This is a genomic window from Acetoanaerobium sticklandii, from assembly GCF_000196455.1.
In the GTDB taxonomy this organism is placed as follows: domain Bacteria; phylum Bacillota; class Clostridia; order Peptostreptococcales; family Filifactoraceae; genus Acetoanaerobium; species Acetoanaerobium sticklandii.
This window is the reverse complement of the sequence record NC_014614.1, coordinates 2,339,160-2,360,039: the sequence shown is the minus strand read 5'-3', so window position 1 is coordinate 2,360,039 and position 20,880 is coordinate 2,339,160. Positions and strand designations below refer to the sequence as shown.

Here is a 20,880-nt window from a genome sequence, read left to right as displayed (position 1 = left end):
GGAAGACGAGTAGATGGCAAAAACATTGGTTGAATTTAAAGATGTGCATACCTATTTTTATACTGAAGCCGGAACAGTAAAAGCTGTTAACGGAGTGAGTTATAAGATTAAAGAAGGAGAAACTGTGTGCGTAGTTGGAGAGTCTGGATGTGGTAAGTCTGTTACTGCACTTTCTCTTATGAGACTAATAGCAGCTCCTCAAGGTGAGATAGTAAAAGGAAATATAAGTTTTGATGGAAAAGATATAACCTCGCTTTCTGAAGAAGAGATGATGAGCATTAGAGGAAATGATATCTCTATGATTTTTCAGGAGCCAATGACTTCTCTTAATCCTGTTTTTACAGTAGGAAACCAGATTATGGAGTCTATTATGCTTCATCAAAAATTAGATAAAAAACAAGCTAGAGATAAAGCAATTGAGATGATAAAACTTGTAGGTATCCCTAGAGCAGAAGCTATAGTTGATTCATATCCTCATGAATTATCTGGAGGAATGAGACAAAGAATTATGATAGCTATGGCGCTTTCGTGTAATCCGAAGCTACTTATAGCTGATGAGCCTACTACTGCGCTTGATGTTACTATTCAAGCTCAGATACTAGATTTGATGAGAGATATAAAGCAAAAAACACAGACATCTATTATGCTGATTACTCATGACCTTGGTGTTGTTGCTGAGATGGCAGACTATGTGGTAGTAATGTATGCTGGAAAGGTAATAGAAGAAGGACCAGTAAATGATATATTTAAGAATCCTCTTCATCCATACACTAGAGGACTACTTAAATCGAAGCCTGTAATAAATCAGGAGGCTGATAGACTTTATTCTATTCCTGGTCAAGTACCTAACCCAATAGGAATGAAAGATAGCTGCTACTTCCATGAAAGATGTGAGCACTGCATGGAAATCTGCAAGACTCAAATTCCTACCATTAAATATTATGATGAGCAACACAAAATCAGCTGCTTTTTATATGAGGGGGAGGGAAAATAAGTGTCAGAAATAATTTTAAGTGTAAGAGATTTAAAGAAATATTTTCCTATCAAAGCTGGGGTTCTTCAAAAAACTGTGGGACATGTTAAGGCAGTAGATGGAGTGAGTTTTGATATAGTAAAAGGAGAGACTCTAGGTATAGTGGGAGAGTCAGGTTGTGGAAAGTCAACAACTGGAAGAGCTATTATCAGACTGTTTGAAAAAACAGGAGGAGATGTATATTTTAACGGTAAAGAAGTTCATAGCTTAAACCATAAAGAGCTAAGAGCTATAAGACCTAAAATGCAGATGATATTCCAAGATCCATACAGTTCACTTAATCCAAGAATGACTGTAGGACAAATAGTTGGAGAGGCTCTATTAGATCATGGAATAATTACTGATAAAGTAGAGCTTAGAAAAAAAGTTATGAAAACTATTGAAGAATGTGGACTAGCATCATATCATATAGATAGATATCCTCATGAGTTTTCTGGAGGACAGCGCCAAAGAATAGGTATTGCTAGAGCTCTAGCACTTGACCCTGATTTTATAATAGCAGATGAGCCAGTATCTGCACTGGATGTTTCTATACAGGCTCAGATTATTAACCTTCTTATGGATTTACAAAAAGAGCGTGGATTTACTTATTTATTTATTTCGCATGACCTTTCTGTAGTAGAGCATATTTCTACGAGAGTAGGAGTTATGTATTTAGGCTCTATGGTAGAGCTTGCAAATAAAAAAGATATGTACAAAAATCCACTTCATCCATATACACAGGCACTTTTATCAGCTGCTCCAGTGCCAGATCCAACTGCAGAAAGAAAGCGTATTATACTTACTGGAGATATTCCTTCTCCTGCAAACCCACCATCTGGATGTAAGTTTCATACACGCTGCCCATATGCTATGCCTATATGCAAGACAGATATACCAGAATTTAAGGATAGAGGAAATAAGCACTTTGTTGCTTGTCACTTACTTGATAAAAATAATTAATATAAAATAGGAGAAATATCAGATGATTTTTAAGAAAAAAGAACAAGACCAGCAAGCTAACAGAATAAGAGATGACATATCGAAGGATTTTCCAGAGAAGATAACAATGAAAGACTTTATTGCACTTTGCATGGCTCAATATTCGGTACTGATTCCACTTGGTCTTTTGATTCTTTTAGGATATTTCATCATAGTGTTTTTTATAACCAAAGTATGGTTTTAAAAGAAAAGTCAGCTAATTTTAGCTGGCTTTTTGCTTGCCTAAAAATAATAAGGTATAACCTGCCTTATATTTTGAATTTATGTATGAGATTAATATATAATAGACATATAGTTTTTGATAAAAGCGTACTTTTGAGGTAAGCTTGAATTTAGAATGATCTTTAACTTGAATTTAGAATGACCTTTTAGTAGAGATATAAGAAATTTTGGGAGGATGTTATGATAAGTGCTATAGTGGTAGCTGCAGGAAAAGGGACTAGGATGAATGCAGAGATTAACAAGCAATTTATAGATTTGGAAGGCAAGGCAATTGTCCTTAGAACTATAGAAAAACTTGTAAAGGATTACTTAATCGATGAAGTAGTAGTAGTGATAGTAAAAGAAGAGGAAGCTATCTATAATGAAAAAGTTAAGCCCTATATAGTGACGGATAAAAAAGTTAAGCTAGCTTATGGAGGAAAGGAACGTATTGATTCAGTTAAAAATGGGCTTGCTTTAGTGGATGAAGCTTCAGAAATAGTTATAATTCACGATGGAGTAAGGCCTTTTTTTTCAAGTGAGGATATAAAAGCTGTAATAGAGGGAGCGGCGCAGTTTGATGGATGTATCATAGGCGTGCCAGTCAAGGATACTATAAAGGTAGTCGATAAAAATGGATTTGTTTTTGATACTCCAGATAGAGCTTCGCTTTTTGCAGTGCATACTCCTCAGGCATTCAAGAAAAAAGCTCTTATAGATGCCTATAAAAATTATGAAACAAGCTCTACCTACAATCTGCCTACAGATGATGCATCTCTTGTAGAGCACAACAAGGGTAGAGTTAAAACTGTAATTGGCTCTTATGACAATATAAAAATTACTACAAAAGAGGACCTCGTATTTGCAAAGGCTATACTTCATAAATATAAGGAGGAAGAATAGATGAGAATAGGAATAGGTTATGATGTTCATAAGCTAGTTGAAAATAGAAAGCTAATAATAGGAGGAGTGACTATACCTCATGAAAAAGGACTAGATGGACACTCTGATGCAGATGTACTTGTCCATGCAATCATGGACAGCTTGCTTGGAGCTCTTGCTATGGGAGATATAGGAAAGTTTTTTCCAGATACAGATATGAAATATAAGGGTGTAGACAGTATGCTTCTTTTAAAGGAAGTAGCTTCTTTTATAGATGAGAAAGGATATAAAATTGGTAATATTGACAGTGTTATTATTGCTCAGCAGCCTAAAATGGCTCCTTTTATAGATTCCATGAGAGTAAGAATAGCGCAGGTTCTGGAAATAGATGTGGAGCAGGTAGGGGTAAAAGCTACTACTACTGAGCATTTGGGTTTTGAGGGTAGAAAAGAAGGAATTAGCTCATCGTCTGTGGCAATACTTTTTAAAAAATGATATAATTAAAGGCTATGAGTGAGATATAATATAGTTATAACGTAGCGTTTATCTAAGCTTAGATAATTACGCTTAAGAAAGTATAAAAGATTTTATAAGGAGGATGAATATGAGCGTTAGAGTAAGATTTGCACCATCACCTACAGGCTTTGTACATATAGGAAGCCTTAGAACGGCTCTATACAATTTTTTGTATGCAAGAAAAATGCAGGGAAATTATGTACTTAGAGTAGAAGACACGGACAGAACTAGATTGGTTGAAGGGGCAGTAGAAGGAATGCTTTCTGCTATGAACTGGGCAGGAGTAAACCACGATGAAGGTGTTATGCTTTCAGATGACAATAAAGTAGTTCAAAATGGAGACTGTGGGCCATATATTCAGTCAGAGCGCCTAGACATATATAAGGAGCACATTAAGACATTGATTGATAAGGGAGATGCTTATTACTGTTTCTGTAGCAGAAGTAGACTTGACCGTATCAGAGAGCAGCAAAAAAATGAAGGGTTAGACCCTAAATACGATGGACATTGTAGAGAGCTATCTCAAGAGGAAATCCAAGATAAGCTTGACAAGGGAGAAGATTATGTAATTCGTATGAAGCTTCCTGAAAATAAAAGTATTACATTTAATGACATAGTAAGAGGAAAGGTTTCTATTCATACCTCTGATATGGATGACCAAGTTCTGATAAAGGCTGATGGATTCCCAACTTATCATTTTGCAGTAGTTGTGGATGACCATATGATGGATATCACTCACGTTATAAGAGGGGAAGAGTGGCTTACATCTACACCAAAACACGTACTTTTATATCAGATGTTTGGGTGGAAGGCGCCTACTTTTGTACATCTTCCAAACATTCTAAATGCGGATAGAAAGAAGCTATCTAAAAGACAAGGCGATGTAGCTGTAGAGGATTTTAGAAATAAAGGTTATCTTCCAGAAGCTCTAGTAAACTATATAGCTCTTGTGGGCTGGTCTCCTGAAGACAACAAAGAAATATTCTCTATGCCAGAGCTTATAGAAGCTTTTTCACTAGAAAGAGTATCTAAAAGCGGAGGAGTATTTGATACAGCTAAGCTGAACTGGGTTAATAGCCATTATATCAAAGAAGCTGACACTCAAAGACTAGTGGATTTGGCTTCGAAATTTGTAATAAAAGAAAAGCTGATGGGTGAGCAGGAAGTTAAAGCTAATAACGAGTGGCTTTTACTTGCTATGGATACAGTAAAAGATAGACTTGATTACCTAGCACAGTTTCCAGAAGAAATTAAAAGCTTTTTGAATTCTGCTATGCCAGAGCTTGAAGATGAAGCTAAAGAATTTATGAAGCTAGAGCATATGATGGAGCTAGCTGATGAGCTTGAAGCAAAAATAACAGCAGCTGATAAGATAACACCAGATTTTGTTTCAGCTATGTTTAAGGAAATTCAAAAGGAAAAAGGTATAAAAGGCAAGAACCTATTTATGGGAACAAGAGTTATAATCACTGGACAAAATCATGGACCAGATATCCCTATGGTACTTAGCTTACTTGGCAAGGAGAAAGCACTTTCTCGTATAGAGCAAGCTAAGGCTCACATTCGGGGGTTATAATGTTTGAACTTGGAAAAATAGAGCTAATAAAAGCAGTAATCCATGTGCTGGATGCAAATTTTGAAACTCCTATTTGTTCTTCTTTTGAAGTAGATGCTGATGATAGTACGACAATAGGTTTTATAGAGCATGCACTAGGCAGTATACTAGATTCTAAAAATATGCAGTGGAGCAATTTTGTAGAGGATAGCTCGCCAAAACGTATATTTGAAGCACTTTCTGGCGATATGAACTTATTTATGGATGCAACTAAGGATTTATCTTATGAGTTATTTAAACTTATAAAAGATAATCCAGACATAAGCTCAGGAGATATGGTATTTGCACTTTTTCAGATGGATGAAGCCTACTATCTAGCTGGTATGAAGTACAATTACAAAACCATGCTTACAAGAAAAATAGAAGCAATAAGAGATGGCCAGAGCATAAGCATAGTAAAAGACGCTTCACTTTTTGCAAGCAATAGACATAAGGCTGATGAAGGCTTTATAGTTCATCTTATGCATATGGATATAGCACTATTAGATAAGAAATATGAAATAAATGGAGAAAAAGAGTTCTATTTAAAAGAACATTTCTTAAAGTGCAAAAGCAATTTCTCTGAAAAAGAAAAGCTAGATATCTTCAGTAAAGTCACAAAGAATATAGAGAATAAGTATATTGGAGATGACTTAGAGAAAAAAGCTAAGATTAAAAAGGCTGTTGTTGATGCTGTGGTTGAAGATGGAATTCTAAGCGTAGAAAAAGCATTAGAAACAGCTTTTGAAGAAACAGATGAGATTAAAGCCATATATAAAGAAGCTCTTAGTAAAGCAGGCATCGAAAATGAGCAAATAGAAGTTTCTGAAACTGCACTTAAGAGAAAATTTGAAATTCAAAAGATAATAACCGAAAGTGGAATAGAAGTAAAGATTCCAGTAAATTACTATGGAGATCCTTCAAAGCTTGAATTTGTAGCAAATGGAGATGGGACTGTTTCTCTAGTGATTAAAAATATAGGGAATATACAAAGTTAGTAAAGATTAGATTGACAAAATCATACCAAATAATATATTATTTAAATCATAGTAATCCTACTGGAATACTATGATTTTCTTTATATAGAAATAATGTTATCTAAATTTGGGTATAAAATAAAAGGTATGAACACATGTCTTAAGCTATAAATATAGCATTTTAGTATATTTGCTGTATTTTATAATTACATGTATAAGTGAAAAAATTATCTCAGGAGGTAGAATATGATTTATGAAAATATCATGCAAACAATAGGAAAAACTCCAATAGTTAAGCTTAAAAATTTAACAGATGAGAATATGGCAGAGCTTTATGTAAAGCTGGAATTTTTTAATCCAGGAGGTTCAGTAAAAGATAGAGCTGCATTAAATATGATAGAAAACATGGAAAAAGAGGGTAAGCTTAAGCTTGGTGATATTATTGTAGAGCCTACAAGTGGAAATACTGGAATAGGAATAGCGATGGTAGGCTCGGCAAAGGGCTACAAAGTAATTTTATGCATGCCAGAGACTATGAGTATAGAAAGAAGAAAAATCTTAAAAGCCTATGGAGCTGAGCTGGTTTTAACTGAAGGAGCTAAAGGCATGAAAGGTGCTATAGCAAAAGCTGAAGAAATGGCACAAGAAGATGGCTATATTATCCTAAGACAGTTTGACAATAGCTATAACGTAGATGCTCACTATAAAAACACAGCTAAGGAAATAATAAGTGACCTACCTGATTTAGATGCTCTAGTCGTAGGAGTAGGAACAGGAGGAACACTTACTGGAGTTGCTAAAGCATTTAAAGAAAGCTCTATAAATGCAGAAATTGTTGCTGTAGAGCCAGTAGATTCAGCAGTTTTATCTGGAAATGCTCCAGGGCCGCATAAGCTTCAAGGGATAGGCGCAGGATTTGTGCCTAGTATTTTAGATACTGAGTATATAAGCAAGATAGAACAAATTCAAACGCAGGAAGCTTTTAATGCATCTAGACTTATGGCTTCAAAAGAAGGAATCCTCCTTGGAATTTCAGGGGGAGCAGCATTAGAGGCTGCGATTAGAACAGCTAAACGTCTTGGAAAAGGGAAAAAAGTGCTGTTTGTTGCTCCTGATAACGGAGAAAGATATCTAAGCACAGCTTTATATGGAGATGAATAAATAAATCTAGTAGGCAGCTTTATAGGCCGAAAATAAAATAGGAGAGTATAAATGCGAGAGGTGTTAAGCTTGAGAGAAAAACAAAAATTAACCTTTATGGAAAAAATTAAAGAGACTATAGAAGTAGCTAGAGAAAAAGATCCTGCTGCAAAAGGTGCAATTAATATCTTAGTTAACACCCCTGGTATTCATGCGATTATGTTTCACAGAGTTGCTCACAGCCTATATAATAGAAAACATTTTTTTATAGCTAGACTCATATCTCAAATCAGCAGATTTTTAACTGGAATTGAGATTCATCCAGGGGCTCAGATAGGCAGAAGGTTTTTTATAGACCATGGTATGGGCGTTGTTATAGGCGAAACTGCTGAAATAGGTGATGATGTAATGCTTTTCCATCAAGTTACACTCGGGGGAACTGGAAAAGATAAAGGAAAAAGACATCCAACCGTAGAAAATAATGTTATAATATCAGCAGGAGTAAAGGTGCTTGGACCTATAGTGATAGGTGAAAACTCGAAAATAGGAGCCAATGCAGTAGTACTGCATGATATACCTAAGAATGCTACAGCAGTTGGAATACCAGCGAAGGTAGTTAGGCTCAATGGAGAAAAGGTCGAGCACTAAATTTTGATTTGGGGAGGGAACATTTTGAAGATTTACAATACACTTACTAGACAAAAGGAAACATTTATCCCTTTAGAAGAAAACAAGATTAAGATGTATGTATGCGGACCTACAGTGTATAACTTCTTCCATATAGGAAATGCAAGACCATTTATGATTTTTGATGCATTTAGAAATTATATGGAGTATAGAGGTTACGAAGTAACTTATGTGCAAAACTTTACTGATGTAGATGACAAGATCATCAAAAGAGCGAATGAAGAAGGAATATCGCCAATTGAAGTGGCTGAAAAATACATCGCAGAATATTTTAAAGATGCAGATGCTCTAGGTATAAAAAGAGCGACCGTTCATCCAAGAGTAACAGAAAATATTGAAAACATCATAACCTTTATAGAAGATTTAATTTCTAAGGGCTTTGCGTATGAATTAAATGGAGATGTGTATTTTAACAGTCAAGCGTATAAAGAGTATGGAAAGCTATCTAAACAGAATTTAGAGGAGCTTAACTTAGGAGCTAGAATTGATGTAAATGATGAAAAGAAGCATCCTATAGATTTTGCTCTTTGGAAGGCTAAAAAAGAGGGCGAAATAGGCTGGCAATCTCCTTGGGGAGAAGGCAGACCAGGATGGCATATTGAGTGCTCAGTAATGAGTGCGAGATACCTTGGAGATACAATTGACATTCATGCAGGTGGACAGGATCTTATTTTCCCACACCACGAAAATGAAATAGCTCAAAGTGAAGCTAGGTCTGGCAAACAGTTTGCTAGATATTGGATGCATAATGGATATATAAATGTAGATAATCAAAAAATGAGCAAGTCACTTGGAAATTTCTTTACTGTAAGAGATATTCTTTCTGAGTTTTCAGGACAGGTTATAAGATTTTTCTTGTTATCAGCTCATTATAGAAATCCAGTGAATTTTAGCAAGGAACTGATACTTCAAGCGAAGGCTGGGATGGAAAGACTTGCAAATTCAAAGGAAAGACTTGTATTTACTATATCGCATGCAAAGGGGCAGATGAACGAATCTGAGCTTGAGCTTGTGAGTGCGCTTGAAAATCACAGAGACAGATTTATTGAAGCTATGGATGACGATATAAATACTGCTGATGCTATAAGTATAATTTTTGAGCTGGCAAGATTTTCAAACACAAATGTAACAGAAAATTCTTCACTTGAGTGGGCTGAAAAAAATCTTAGTTTATTTAATGAGCTTACTGGTGTACTAAATATTATAAAAGCTGAAGATACAGATTCGAATGACAATGAACAGATTGAAAAGCTGATTAAGGATAGAGTAGAGGCTAAGAAAAATAAAGATTTTGCACTGGCAGATGCTATAAGAGATGAGCTAAAATCTATGGGCATAGAAATAGAAGATACAAGGCAGGGTACAAAGTGGAAGAAAGTAAATTAGTAAATAAAGTAGGAATTTTATCTTTAGCTTTTATGGGCGATGCAGCGTACGAAGATAGGGTAAGGGCTCATGTGATAAGAAAGTGCCCTACGCTCAAGGTAAATGACCTTCATAAGGAAGCTGTAAAATATGTAAAGGCTTCAGCTCAGGCTTATGCAGTTTTAGAACTTATGAAGCAAGAGCAGCTAAGTGAAGATGAGGTGAGCGTAGTAAAGCGAGGCAGAAATCATGCTAGCAACGCACCTAAGAATGCAAATGTAGCTGAATATAAATATGCTACTGGATTTGAGGCGCTATTAGGGTATCTTTATTTTTCCAGCTTAACTGATAGAATGGAAGAAATAATAGATGAAAGCATAAAATTAATAAATAACTGCTTGACAAGTAAATAGAATGTATAATAAGATATTAAATAACTTTATACACTGCTTTGATAGGAGCTAGTAAAAATTATGATGCTAACTAGAGAGTGAAGTCCACCGGCTGAAAGACTTCTTAGCTATATTAATTTTGAACCTGACCTGGAGCATTTAGCAATAAACTAAACGGTAGGAGCGTTATATCCTGTTGAGTGAGTGTATGCAGTTCATTGCATACATTAATTAGAGTGGTACCGCGAGCCATCGTCTCTATATATTTAGAGATGATGGCTTTTTTAGTTCATAAAAACATATTAATATTAAAAATCAGCAATCTAAAATAGATATGCTTATTATTTTAAGGAGGAAGATTATCAATGGCGAAAAAGGACCAAGAATTTGTAAAAGATATTACCAACATGGATGAAGACTTTCCACAGTGGTATACTGATGTAATCACTAAAACAGACTTAGTTGATTATTCACCTGTAAAAGGCTTTATGGTAATCAAGCCCTATGGATATGCTATTTGGGAAAATATCCAGGCATTTTTGGATAGAAGATTTAAAGAAACAGGACATCAGAACTGTTATTTCCCTCTTCTTATACCAGAAAGTCTACTTAATAAAGAAAAAGAGCACGTTGAGGGCTTTGCTCCAGAGGTTGCATGGGTAACTCATGGAGGTAGTGAAAAGCTAGCAGAAAGACTTTGCGTTAGACCTACATCAGAGACTATAATTTGTTCTATGTATTCAAAATGGCTTACTTCATATAGAGAGCTTCCTTATCTATACAACCAGTGGTGTTCTGTTGTAAGATGGGAAAAATCAACTAGACCATTTTTAAGAACATCTGAGTTTTTATGGCAAGAGGGACATACTCTTCATGAAACAGCTGAAGAGGCGCAAGCTGAAACACTTCAAATGCTTGCTATATACAAAGAGATGGCTGAGGATTTACTAGCTATTCCAGTAGTAGATGGAAGAAAATCAGATAGAGAAAGATTTGCTGGAGCTGCAGCTACTTACACTATAGAAGCTTTGATGCACGATGGAAAAGCACTTCAGTCAGGAACTTCTCACAATCTAGCACAGCACTTCACTAAAGCTTTTGATATCACTTTCCAAGGAAGAACAGGCGAGCTAGAGTATCCTCATCACACTTCTTGGGGAGCTTCTACAAGACTTATAGGTGGAATCATAATGGTTCATGGAGACAACAGAGGCTTAGTACTTCCTCCAAGAGTAGCACCTACTCAAGTTGTTATTATCCCTATAGCTCAAAACAAAGAAGGGGTACTAGATAAAGCTTATGAAATCAAAAAAGAATTAGAAGCAAAAGGCATAAGAGTTACTTTAGATGATGATACTAACTACAGCCCAGGCTGGAAATTCAACCAGTATGAAATGAAGGGTGTACCTCTAAGATTAGAAATAGGACCTAGAGACATCGAAAATAATGTAGCTATGATAGCTAGAAGAGATACACTTTCTAAAGATTCTTACAGCCTTGACAATATAGGAGATACAGTGAAAAATCTTCTAGATACAGTGCATACTGATATGCTTGAAAGAGCTAGAGCTCATAGAGACAGTAAAACATTTACATTCAAGGATTATGAGGAGTTCAAGAGAAAAATGATTGAAACTCCAGGTTTTGCAAAAGGAATGTGGTGCGGAGAAGAAGAGTGTGAGGCTAAGATTAAAGAAGATACAGGAGTAACAATTCGTTGTATTCCTTTTGTTCAAGAAAATCTTGGAGAGACTTGTCAGTTCTGCGGAAAGCCAGCTAAGCATATGGTATATCTAGCAAAAGCTTACTAAAATTTTATAATTAATATTAAATTTAAGGGCACTAATTGATGCATGTGAATGCTTCGATTAGTGTCCTTTAGCTTGTATAATTTCTTCCTTTTTGGTATTCTACAGGTAGAGATATAGCCATATTTAAAAAAATATTGAACTATAAAGGAGAATGGACATGGATGCAAAACAAGCAGTAATTGCTAAATTAGATGAACTAAAAATCAATTACACTCTTATAGAACACGATCCAGTATATACAATAGAAGAAATGGAAAAAATAGATATTGAAAATGTAGACTACATTGTAAAAAATTTATTTCTAAGAGATGCTAAAGGCAGACAGCATTACCTAGTAGTAGCAGATAAGGACCAAAAAATTGATTTGAAAACACTTCAAGATAAAATAGGCTCTACAAAGCTCAGCTTCGCTTCAGAAGATAGATTACAAAAGTATTTAAAGCTAACTAAGGGAGCAGTATCTCCGTTTGGAGTTTTAAACGATGAAACTGCAGAAGTTGAAGTAGTATTTGATAAAAATCTTGTAGGAAGAAGCTGTGTAGCAGTTCACCCAAATGACAACAGCGCTACAGTTGTGCTTTCGTATGAGGATCTTGAAAAAATAGTCAAGGCAAATGGTAATACTTTTAAGGCAATTGAGCTGTAATTATAAATGATATTAAAAAGGATGGCGTTAATTAATGTTTTTTAACCAAACTAAACGTCTTAAAGTCAAGGAAATAATGTCAAAGGATTTTATAGTGTTTGACTCAGACATATCTCTTAGAAGATGCGTAGAGCATATAGCTCTTAATAATCTCAAAGAGGTAATAGTAAGACACCATGAAAAGCTTACAGGGTATATAAAATTTGACGATATAATAAAAATTTCATTAAGTCAAAGCTTTTCAGAAAAAAAACTATTCGATATCAGGGCTAATAAGCCCTTTTATCTTAATGTAGAAGATACAGTTCTTATGGCAAAAGACATAATGAGGGAAAATCAAGTAGATAGAGTATTTGTTTTAGATGATGAAAAGCTAGTAGGGGTACTTAGAACTCAGGACATAGTGTACAAGCTATATCCTAAAATTCAAGCAAATGAAGATTTGTATGAGCTGTTATGGGATAACGTTCATGAAGGCATATGCATAATAGATAATAAAGGAATGGTTTGCATTTGGGGTAGAGGCTCAGAAAAGCTTTACGGAATAAAAAAATCAGAAATTATTGGTAAAAAGCTTGAGGAATTTTTCCCTACGGCTTTGTTATTAGATGTGCTAAAAAGCAAAGAACCTGTGGAAAACATCATCCACAGCCCTAGAAAAAATACTTATGTAAATATAAGTGCTCTTCCACTTATTAAAAATGGCAAATTAATCGGCGTAGTATCTACTGAGAGAGATGTGTCAGAAATTACAAACCTATCCAGAGAACTTGAATTCACTAAAGAGAAGCTAGACTATCTTCAAGTAGAAGTTAGAAAAATGAACGAAGATAAATTTTCCTTTGGCAATATAGTTGGGAAAAGTAAAATAATGACTCATACTATAGATAGAGCCTATCAGGTTGCATCGACGACCAGTAGTGTGCTTATCAGTGGTGAAAGTGGTACTGGTAAAGAAGTATTTGCAAGGGCTATACATCAGTCAAGTGGCAGAGAAGGAGCTTTTGTAGCTATAAACTGCAGTGCTATACCTGAGAGTCTTTTTGAAAGTGAGATGTTCGGCTATGAAAGTGGTGCATTTACTGGGGCTCTTAGCAAAGGGAAAATAGGAAAAATTGAGATAGCAAATGGAGGAACACTTTTTCTTGATGAAATAGGTGATATGCCTCTTCATATGCAGGCAAAGCTCCTTAGAGTACTTCAAGAAAGACAGCTTATGAGAGTGGGTGGAGATAAGAGTATATCTCTCGATGTGAGAGTAATTTCCGCTACTCATAGAAATTTAGAAGATATGGTAAAGTCGGGAACATTTAGAGAGGACCTTTACTATAGATTAAATGTTGTAAACATAAAGCTTCCTAGTTTAAGCGACAGGATAGAAGACGTTCCACTTTTTGTTAAGCTTTTTATTGAAGAATTTTGTAGGGAAAATCATATGAAGGTTCCAAATATTTCTCCTGAAATATTAAATATGCTCATGAACTATAGCTGGCCAGGAAATATAAGAGAGCTTAAAAATATGGTAGAGCATTTAGTTGTTTTTTCTAAAAATAATGAAATTCAAATAGATACTCTCCCTGAATATATAAATAACAAGGAAGATAAAACAATAAACATAAAAAATGAAAAGAGTTTAACAGACCTTATAAGAAAAACTGAAATAAAAGCGATTCATGATGCAATGAAAGAGTGTGGGAATAACAAGCAACAAGCGGCTAAACTGCTGGATATTCCTAGAAGTACTCTCTACTATAAAATCAAATTTTATGACTTAAATCAATACTTATAACCATATGTCAAAAAATTGACATGTGTCAGAAAACTGACACAAATTGCTCTGATGCATTGATTTTAAGTTCGTTACGTTTTAATTTTAACAAAACCTCTAAGTTAGTGTCAGAAAACTGACATCAACATAGAGGTTTTATTTTTGAGATAAGTAATTATTATAATCGCAATAAATAAAATTTATAGCTAGAATTCTGGATTTGAAGGTAATTAAAATAAAAAAATATCAATTGTTTATTTTTTGGCACGGTACTTGCTTTGTTTATTAACAAACAAAGTTGAAGGAGGTGAAATGATGGATATTGTTTTACTTTTAAAACAGCATGTAGGCGCACCATGCCAAAGTATAGTTGAGGCTGGACAAAAAGTTCAAAAAGGAGAATTGATTGCTAAACCAAATGGTTTAGGAGCAAATCTTCACTCAAGCGTTTATGGTGTTGTAAAAGCTGTAAATGAAACTGCAATCATTATTGAAGCAGACGAAAATCAACCAGATGAATTCGTAAAGATTAAAGATACAAATACCCACATTGAAGCTATCCAGGAAGCTGGAATAGTTGGCTCAGGAGGAGCAGGCTTTCCTACTCATGTAAAGCTTAACGTAAACCTTGAAGGTGGATATGTTATTGCCAACGGAGCAGAGTGTGAACCTGTACTAGGTCACAATATAAAGCTAATGGAAGAAGATCCTCAGCTTATAATAAGAGGTCTTAAATACGTAAAAGAAATCACAAATGCATCTAAGGCATACATAGCGATGAAAGCAAAGCACAGAAAAGCTCTAAGAATTCTTAAAACAGCTTGCGAGCTTGAGCCTGATATAGAAGTTAAGATTCTTCCAGATATGTATCCTGCTGGAGATGAAAGAGCAATAGTAAGAGATATCTTAGGAGTTCTTCTAGAGCCAGGACAGTTACCAAAGGCTGCCAATGCTGTTATTCAAAATGTAGAGACTTTAAAGCATATTGTAAATGCAATAGAACTTAGAAAGCCATATATCACAAAAGATATAACTGTTGCTGGAAGAGTAATGGATGCTACTGATGGAAAAGTATTTATGGATGTACCTGTAGGCGAGAGTGTAAAAAAATATATTGATCTTTGTGGTGGATATATGAATCCTCACGGCGAAATTGTTATGGGAGGACCTTTTACTGGAAGACATGTAGAAGAAGATGCTCCGATAACAAAAACAACAGGTGGAATTTTAGTAGCTATGCCTTTTGTACATGACGAGAGAAAAGTTGGTCTACTGGCTTGCGAATGCGGAGCCCAAGAAGACAGACTAAGAGAAATCGCTAAAGAAATGGGTGCAGAGGTTGTAGCTGTAGAGAAATGTAAGAGAATGGTAGAGGTAGATGGAAGATACCGCTGCGATAACCCAGGAATATGCCCTGGTCAAGCTGAAAAAGTAATCAGCATGAAGAAAAAAGGTATACAAATTCTTTTGACAGGTACTTGCGGAGACTGAACGAATACCGTTATGGGAGTAGCTCCTAGGTTAGGAGTTCCAACATATCACAGTACAGACCATGTACTTAGAGCAGCAGGACAAAGACTTGTTAGAAGAACTGATAAATAAAAAAATTATAATTTAGATAAGGAGGAAGGCTTGTGTCAATAACTTTAGAAAGTGCGAAAGAGCATGCTAATGATTTAGCCGTTTTATGTTGTCGTGCAGAAGAGGGTACAGTAATTGGACCTAGTAATTTAGAAGATCCAGCTATATTTGGTGACTTGGAGGATTCAGGTTTATTAACTATTCCTGCTAACTGCCTTAAAATAGGAGAGGTTTTAGGAGCGAAATTAGTTAAAACAGCTGATTCACTTACTCCACTTACTCCAGAATTACTTGAGGGAGTAAATTCTATAAGCGAAGAAGCACCTAAGCAAGAAGCTTCAGCACCAGTAGAAGCTCCTGTAGCAGAGGTAGCACCAGCTGCTATGCCAGTAGCAAATGTGACTGGTTCAATGCTTAAGATTCATATTGGAGAAGGAAAAGATATCAATCTTGAAATCCCTTTAACAATTGCAGGACAAATGGGAGTAGTTGCTCCAACAGCTGCAGCACCAGCAGGAGTAGCTATGCCAGTAGCATCAGCTACAGAGCAAGTAGTAGCACCAGCAGGAGAGCCAAAGCTTGTAAGAACACTTCAAAAGAAGCATTTCAAAATTGAGAAGGTAGAATTTGGACCTGAGACAAAAATTGAAAATAACACTATTTACATTAGAGAAAATATCTGCGAAGATGCTGTAAAAGTAAGCAACCTAGTTACAGATATCAAAGTAGAAATCATTACTCCAGCTGATTACGGCAAGTACAGCGAAACTATTATGGACGTTCAGCCTATAGCTACTAAAGAAGGCGACGGAAAAATAGGACAAGGTGTTACTCGTGTTATCGATGGAGCTATAATAATGGTTACAGGAACTGACGAAGATGGAGTTCAAATCGGTGAGTTTGGTTCATCTGAAGGTGAACTTGATGCAAACATCATGTGGGGAAGACCTGGAGCTCCTGATAAAGGAGAAATCCTTATCAAGACTCAAGTTACTATAAAAGCTGGTACTAACATGGAAAGACCAGGACCACTTGCTGCTCATAAAGCAACTGATTTCATCACTCAAGAAATCAGAGAAGCTCTTAAGAAGCTTGATGATTCTGAAGTAGTTGAAACTGAAGAGTTAGCTCAGTACAGAAGACCTGGCAAGAAGAAAGTTGTAATCATCAAAGAAATCATGGGACAAGGCGCAATGCATGATAACCTAATCCTTCCTGTAGAGCCAGTAGGAGTAATAGGTGCAAAGCCAAACGTTGACCTTGGAAACGTTCCAGTTGTTCTTTCACCTCTTGAGGTACTTGATGGAGGAATCCATGCACTTACTTGTATAGGACCTGCATCAAAAGAGAACTCTAGACATTACTGGAGAGAGCCTCTAGTAATTGAAGTTATGAATGACGAAGAATTTGACTTAGCAGGTGTTGTATTTGTTGGTTCTCCTCAGGTTAACGCTGAGAAGTTCTACGTATCAGAAAGACTAGGTATGTTAGTTGAAACTATGGATGTAGAGGGAGCTTTCATCACAACTGAAGGTTTCGGAAACAACCATATAGACTTTGCTAGCCACCATGAGCAAGTTGGTATGAGAGGAATTCCAGTTGTTGGAATGTCATTCTGTGCTGTTCAGGGAGCTCTAGTTGTTGGAAACAAATACATGAAATACATGGTAGATAACAATAAATCTGAGCAAGGTATAGAAAATGAAATTCTTTCTAACAACACTCTTTGCCCAGAAGATGCTATAAGAGCAGTTGCTATGCTTAAAGCAGCAATAGCTGAAGAAGAAGTAAAAGTTGCTGAGAGAAAATTCAACAAAAACGTTAAAGAAAACAACGTGGATTTAATCGAAGAGCAAGCAGGAAAAGAAATTACTCTACTTCCAAATGAGCAAGTTCTACCAATGAGCAAGAAGAGAAAAGAAATCTATGAGGCAGATAAATAAACCGTTCTTTTAAAATGAAAAGGTGATTATATGAAATATGGAGACAAAATCATATATATGGAAGGAATCATTGTAGATTTTGATGATTGTTCTGTATCGGTAGATTTTAAAGGAAGGTTAGGCTTTCTGAAAGTCCCTAAAAGAATGCTCATTACTGACTATCCTCTTGAAATTGGTCTAGAGGTTGCTATGAACATGAGTTTTATAGAAGTATTAAGTGATGAAGTTAATGAAAAATATTTGAGTAATATCCAAAAGAATAAAGATAAAAGGAGGAAGATGAATGTCTGATTTGACTGTAGTAAAAGGATTACAATCTGAAATTTATGTACCTATTACACCACCACCAGTGTGGACACCAGTAACAAAAGAATTAAAAGACATGACTGTTGCGCTTGTTACAGCAGCAGGAGTTCATATGAAAGCTGACAAGAGATTTAACCTAGCAGGAGACTTTTCTTTCAGAGTTATTCCAGGAGATGCATCTGTAAATGATATGATGGTATCTCACGGAGGTTATGATAATGGAGATGTAAACAAAGACATCAACTGTATGTTCCCAATAGATCCAATGAGAACATTAGCTAAAGAAGGATTCATTAAAGCTCTAGCTCCTATAAACATAGGATTCATGGGTGGTGGTGGAGACCAAAAGAAATTCTCAGAAGAAACTGGTCCTGAGATAGCTAGACAACTTAAAGAAGAAGGCGTAGATGCAGTTCTTCTAACAGCTGGCTGAGGTACCTGCCATCGTTCTGCAGTTATAGTGCAGAGAGCGATTGAGGAATCGGGTATTCCTACAATAATTATAGCAGCATTACCACCAGTTGTAAGACAAAATGGAACTCCAAGAGCTGTTGCTCCACTAGTACCTATGGGTGCTAATGCTGGAGAGCCTAATAATCCAGAAATGCAAAAAGCTATTTGTACAGATTCTCTAAAGCAATTAGTTGAGATTCCTAGTGCAGGAAAAATAGTACCACTACCTTACGAGTACGTAGCAAAGGTTTAATGGATTATATTTCTAAACAAAGGGCATATGCCCTTTGTTTAGAATAAAAATGAAGGTGAATAATATGCTGACAAACGAAATTGATTTAAGAAAACTTGTCATTAGATCTTATCATGTAGATAAAGTAGAATTTGCAGAAAAAGCAAAAATTAATGACAGTTGCTTAAGTTTTTCTTTATCCAAGATTGACAATATTATAACTAAATATCCATCGATAAAAGAAATTTCAGTAAAAATAATTAAGCCTAGGGAACATAATATTTGGACTAACAGTATTATGGATATTCTACCTATATCTGTAAAGGTACTTGGAAATTTAGGAGAAGGTATCACCCACACTATTACTGGGGCTTATGTTATGATAACTGGAGCAGATGAGGAAGGTACTCAAGTTGCTGAGTTTGGTTCGTCTGAAGGAATTTTAGCTGAAAGGCTAAAACTAGGTAGACCAGGTACTCCTTCTGAAAACGATTACATTATTTCTTTCGATTTAGTTTTATATAAGGGAAAAGGCGTAGTTAGAGAAGCAATTATAGAGTGTCATAAAGCTTGTGATGATTTTTTAGAGGATGTAAGACTGTACCTAAAGGCTATGGACTCCAAATTATGTACAGAAAAGTACAAATTTTACGACAAAATAAGAAAAAATGGCTATAAGGTGGCAATAGTTAAGCAAGTTGCAGGCCAAGGAGCTATGTATGACAATTTTATTTTGCCAAATAGTTCAAGCTCTGTAGCCGGAGGTAGAAGTATTATAGATATGGGCAATATGCCAATCATTTTAAGTCCTAATGAATACAGAGATGGTGCTATTAGGGCTATGACTTAAAGAAGGTGAATGATAATGGGTGTAGGACCATCTACAAAAGAGACTACTTTGCACCATTTTAGAGATCCGCTTTTAGATGTAGTATCGAATGATCAAGATATTGATTTAATGGGAATCATAGTCGTTGGAACTCCTCAAAGCAACGAAGAAAAAGAATACGTCGGCAAGAGAGTAGCTGTATGGCTAGAATCTATGCGAGCAGATGGAACTATTATTTCAGTTGACGGATGGGGAAACAGCCATGTTGATTATGCAAACACTATTGAAGAAATTGGTATCAGAGGAATTCCTGTTGTAGGGCTTAGCTTTATAGGAACTCAAGCAAAATTCGTAGTGGAAAATCAATATATGGATACTATAGTAGACTTTAATAAGTCGAAGGCAGGTATAGAAACCCAAACTGTGGGAGAAAACACAGTGGAAAAATTAGATGCTAAGAAAGCCTTAGCGTTTTTGAAACTAAAAATGAAGGGAGCAAGAAGATGAAGTTTTCTAAAGGAATTCACGCTATAGATTCACATACTATGGGAGAACCTACTAGAATAGTTGTAGGAGGTATTCCGCAGATTAATGGAGAAACTATGGCTGACAAGAAAAAATATCTTGAAGATAACCTAGACTACGTTAGAACTGCTTTAATGCATGAGCCAAGAGGACATAATGATATGTTTGGTTCTATTATAACTAGCTCGAATAATAAAGAAGCTGATTTTGGAATTATATTTATGGATGGCGGCGGATACTTAAATATGTGCGGCCATGGTTCAATTGGAGCTGCAACTGTAGCAGTAGAAACAGGAATGGTAGAAATGGTAGAGCCTGTTACTAATATCAACATGGAAGCACCTGCTGGACTTATCAAAGCTAAGGTTATGGTAGAAAATGAAAAAGTAAAAGAAGTATCTATAACTAACGTTCCTTCATTTTTATATATGGAAGATGCTAAATTAGAAGTACCTTCTTTAAACAAGACTATTACATTTGATATTTCTTTTGGCGGAAGCTTCTTTGCTATTATACATGCAAAAGAGCTAGGAGTTAAAGTAGAAACTAGCCAGGTTGATGTACTTAAGAAATTAGGTATAGAAATCAGAGATTTAATAAATGAAAAAATCAAAGTTCAACATCCAGAGTTAGAGCATATCAAAACTGTTGATTTAGTAGAAATCTACGATGAGCCATCTAATCCTGAAGCTACATACAAAAACGTTGTTATCTTTGGACAAGGGCAAGTAGACCGTTCTCCTTGTGGAACTGGAACTAGTGCTAAGCTTGCAACACTTTACAAAAAAGGACATCTTAAGATAGATGAAAAATTTGTATACGAAAGCATCACTGGAACAATGTTCAAAGGAAGAGTTTTAGAAGAAACTAAAGTTGGAGAATTTGATGCTATAATCCCAGAAATTACAGGGGGAGCATATATAACTGGATTCAATCATTTCGTAATTGATCCAGAAGATCCACTTAAGTATGGATTTACAGTATAAAATAGTGTATAATCGTTAAAATATGATTTAAC

Annotated in this window: 21 protein-coding genes; all 21 read left to right on the top strand. The window is 35.5% G+C overall.

Annotated elements, in window-relative coordinates; all coding sequences use genetic code 11:
• Positions 1-13 precede the first annotated feature (13 nt).
• The 21 genes from CLOST_RS11310 (at position 14) to CLOST_RS11205 (ending at position 20,848) form a co-directional block, all read left to right on the top strand.
• A complete protein-coding gene (locus CLOST_RS11310; RefSeq protein WP_013362459.1) occupies positions 14-994 on the top strand; it encodes an ABC transporter ATP-binding protein in 981 nt (326 codons plus the stop codon).
• Positions 995-1,975 (top strand): ABC transporter ATP-binding protein, encoded by a 981-nt coding sequence (locus CLOST_RS11305; protein ID WP_013362458.1) that lies wholly within the window; start codon positions 995-997, stop codon positions 1,973-1,975.
• A 22-nt stretch (positions 1,976-1,997) separates the two neighbouring features.
• Positions 1,998-2,198, top strand: a complete 201-nt coding sequence (locus CLOST_RS11300; protein WP_013362457.1) for a hypothetical protein — start codon at positions 1,998-2,000, stop codon at positions 2,196-2,198.
• 218 nt (positions 2,199-2,416) lie between these two features.
• Positions 2,417-3,118, top strand: a complete 702-nt coding sequence (ispD, locus tag CLOST_RS11295) for a 2-C-methyl-D-erythritol 4-phosphate cytidylyltransferase (protein ID WP_013362456.1) — start codon at positions 2,417-2,419, stop codon at positions 3,116-3,118.
• Positions 3,119-3,592: a 2-C-methyl-D-erythritol 2,4-cyclodiphosphate synthase gene (gene ispF, locus CLOST_RS11290; RefSeq protein WP_013362455.1), complete on the top strand. Its 474-nt coding sequence runs from the start codon at positions 3,119-3,121 to the stop codon at positions 3,590-3,592.
• 109 nt (positions 3,593-3,701) lie between these two features.
• Positions 3,702-5,189 carry a glutamate--tRNA ligase gene (gene gltX, locus CLOST_RS11285; RefSeq protein ID WP_013362454.1) on the top strand — a complete coding sequence of 496 codons (1,488 nt, stop codon included), beginning with the start codon at positions 3,702-3,704 and terminating at the stop codon, positions 5,187-5,189.
• A complete protein-coding gene (locus CLOST_RS11280) occupies positions 5,189-6,205 on the top strand; it encodes a nucleoid-associated protein (protein WP_013362453.1) in 1,017 nt (338 codons plus the stop codon). The genes gltX and CLOST_RS11280 overlap by 1 nt, the downstream gene beginning before the upstream one ends.
• A 225-nt stretch (positions 6,206-6,430) precedes the next feature.
• Positions 6,431-7,345 (top strand): cysteine synthase A, encoded by a 915-nt coding sequence (gene cysK, locus CLOST_RS11275; RefSeq protein WP_013362452.1) that lies wholly within the window; start codon positions 6,431-6,433, stop codon positions 7,343-7,345.
• A 51-nt stretch (positions 7,346-7,396) separates the two neighbouring features.
• A complete protein-coding gene (gene epsC / locus CLOST_RS11270; protein ID WP_013362451.1) occupies positions 7,397-7,972 on the top strand; it encodes a serine O-acetyltransferase EpsC in 576 nt (191 codons plus the stop codon).
• A 24-nt stretch (positions 7,973-7,996) separates the two neighbouring features.
• Positions 7,997-9,397, top strand: coding sequence for a cysteine--tRNA ligase (cysS, locus tag CLOST_RS11265; RefSeq protein ID WP_013362450.1), 1,401 nt, complete (start codon positions 7,997-7,999; stop codon positions 9,395-9,397).
• Positions 9,379-9,789 (top strand): Mini-ribonuclease 3, encoded by a 411-nt coding sequence (locus tag CLOST_RS11260; RefSeq protein WP_041487209.1) that lies wholly within the window; start codon positions 9,379-9,381, stop codon positions 9,787-9,789. The genes cysS and CLOST_RS11260 overlap by 19 nt, the downstream gene beginning before the upstream one ends.
• A 344-nt stretch (positions 9,790-10,133) precedes the next feature.
• The gene (proS, locus tag CLOST_RS11255; RefSeq protein WP_013362448.1) at positions 10,134-11,579 is read left to right on the top strand and encodes a proline--tRNA ligase; all 1,446 of its coding nucleotides are present in this window, start codon (positions 10,134-10,136) and stop codon (positions 11,577-11,579) included.
• Between the two features lie 157 nt (positions 11,580-11,736).
• Complete coding sequence (locus CLOST_RS11250; protein WP_013362447.1) at positions 11,737-12,225, top strand: prolyl-tRNA synthetase associated domain-containing protein; 489 nt, start codon at positions 11,737-11,739, stop codon at positions 12,223-12,225.
• Between the two features lie 34 nt (positions 12,226-12,259).
• Positions 12,260-14,014 carry a sigma-54 dependent transcriptional regulator PrdR gene (gene prdR, locus CLOST_RS11245; protein WP_013362446.1) on the top strand — a complete coding sequence of 585 codons (1,755 nt, stop codon included), beginning with the start codon at positions 12,260-12,262 and terminating at the stop codon, positions 14,012-14,014.
• Positions 14,015-14,308: 294 nt separating this feature from the next.
• Positions 14,309-15,595, top strand: coding sequence for a proline reductase-associated electron transfer protein PrdC (gene prdC / locus CLOST_RS11240; protein WP_013362445.1), 1,287 nt, complete (start codon positions 14,309-14,311; stop codon positions 15,593-15,595).
• A 32-nt stretch (positions 15,596-15,627) separates the two neighbouring features.
• Positions 15,628-17,517 carry a D-proline reductase (dithiol) proprotein PrdA gene (gene prdA, locus CLOST_RS11235; RefSeq protein WP_013362444.1) on the top strand — a complete coding sequence of 630 codons (1,890 nt, stop codon included), beginning with the start codon at positions 15,628-15,630 and terminating at the stop codon, positions 17,515-17,517.
• A gap of 30 nt (positions 17,518-17,547) precedes the next feature.
• On the top strand, positions 17,548-17,808 hold the full coding sequence (locus tag CLOST_RS11230; RefSeq protein ID WP_013362443.1) for a CBO2463/CBO2479 domain-containing protein: 261 nt from the start codon (positions 17,548-17,550) through the stop codon (positions 17,806-17,808).
• The gene (gene prdB / locus CLOST_RS13815; RefSeq protein ID WP_013362442.1) at positions 17,801-18,529 is read left to right on the top strand and encodes a D-proline reductase (dithiol) protein PrdB; all 729 of its coding nucleotides are present in this window, start codon (positions 17,801-17,803) and stop codon (positions 18,527-18,529) included. Before CLOST_RS11230 ends, prdB begins: the two co-directional genes overlap by 8 nt.
• Positions 18,530-18,578: 49 nt before the next feature.
• Positions 18,579-19,358 carry a proline reductase cluster protein PrdD gene (gene prdD, locus CLOST_RS11215; protein ID WP_231853133.1) on the top strand — a complete coding sequence of 260 codons (780 nt, stop codon included), beginning with the start codon at positions 18,579-18,581 and terminating at the stop codon, positions 19,356-19,358.
• A 15-nt stretch (positions 19,359-19,373) separates the two neighbouring features.
• Positions 19,374-19,844 (top strand): glycine/sarcosine/betaine reductase component B subunit, encoded by a 471-nt coding sequence (locus tag CLOST_RS11210; protein WP_041487206.1) that lies wholly within the window; start codon positions 19,374-19,376, stop codon positions 19,842-19,844.
• Positions 19,841-20,848, top strand: coding sequence for a proline racemase (locus CLOST_RS11205; protein WP_013362439.1), 1,008 nt, complete (start codon positions 19,841-19,843; stop codon positions 20,846-20,848). The genes CLOST_RS11210 and CLOST_RS11205 overlap by 4 nt, the downstream gene beginning before the upstream one ends.
• Positions 20,849-20,880: the final 32 nt, after the last annotated feature.

Coding starts and splice junctions, on each gene's coding strand:
- prdR (WP_013362446.1), top strand. CDS start 12,260: ATGTTTTTTAACCAAACTAAACGTCTTAAAGTCAAGGAAATAATGTCA.
- CLOST_RS11310 (WP_013362459.1), top strand. CDS start 14: ATGGCAAAAACATTGGTTGAATTTAAAGATGTGCATACCTATTTTTAT.
- CLOST_RS11250 (WP_013362447.1), top strand. CDS start 11,737: ATGGATGCAAAACAAGCAGTAATTGCTAAATTAGATGAACTAAAAATC.
- CLOST_RS11210 (WP_041487206.1), top strand. CDS start 19,374: ATGGGTGTAGGACCATCTACAAAAGAGACTACTTTGCACCATTTTAGA.
- ispF (WP_013362455.1), top strand. CDS start 3,119: ATGAGAATAGGAATAGGTTATGATGTTCATAAGCTAGTTGAAAATAGA.
- CLOST_RS11280 (WP_013362453.1), top strand. CDS start 5,189: ATGTTTGAACTTGGAAAAATAGAGCTAATAAAAGCAGTAATCCATGTG.
- CLOST_RS11300 (WP_013362457.1), top strand. CDS start 1,998: ATGATTTTTAAGAAAAAAGAACAAGACCAGCAAGCTAACAGAATAAGA.
- gltX (WP_013362454.1), top strand. CDS start 3,702: ATGAGCGTTAGAGTAAGATTTGCACCATCACCTACAGGCTTTGTACAT.
- CLOST_RS11205 (WP_013362439.1), top strand. CDS start 19,841: ATGAAGTTTTCTAAAGGAATTCACGCTATAGATTCACATACTATGGGA.
- CLOST_RS11230 (WP_013362443.1), top strand. CDS start 17,548: ATGAAATATGGAGACAAAATCATATATATGGAAGGAATCATTGTAGAT.
- ispD (WP_013362456.1), top strand. CDS start 2,417: ATGATAAGTGCTATAGTGGTAGCTGCAGGAAAAGGGACTAGGATGAAT.
- proS (WP_013362448.1), top strand. CDS start 10,134: ATGGCGAAAAAGGACCAAGAATTTGTAAAAGATATTACCAACATGGAT.
- epsC (WP_013362451.1), top strand. CDS start 7,397: ATGCGAGAGGTGTTAAGCTTGAGAGAAAAACAAAAATTAACCTTTATG.
- prdD (WP_231853133.1), top strand. CDS start 18,579: ATGAAGGTGAATAATATGCTGACAAACGAAATTGATTTAAGAAAACTT.
- cysK (WP_013362452.1), top strand. CDS start 6,431: ATGATTTATGAAAATATCATGCAAACAATAGGAAAAACTCCAATAGTT.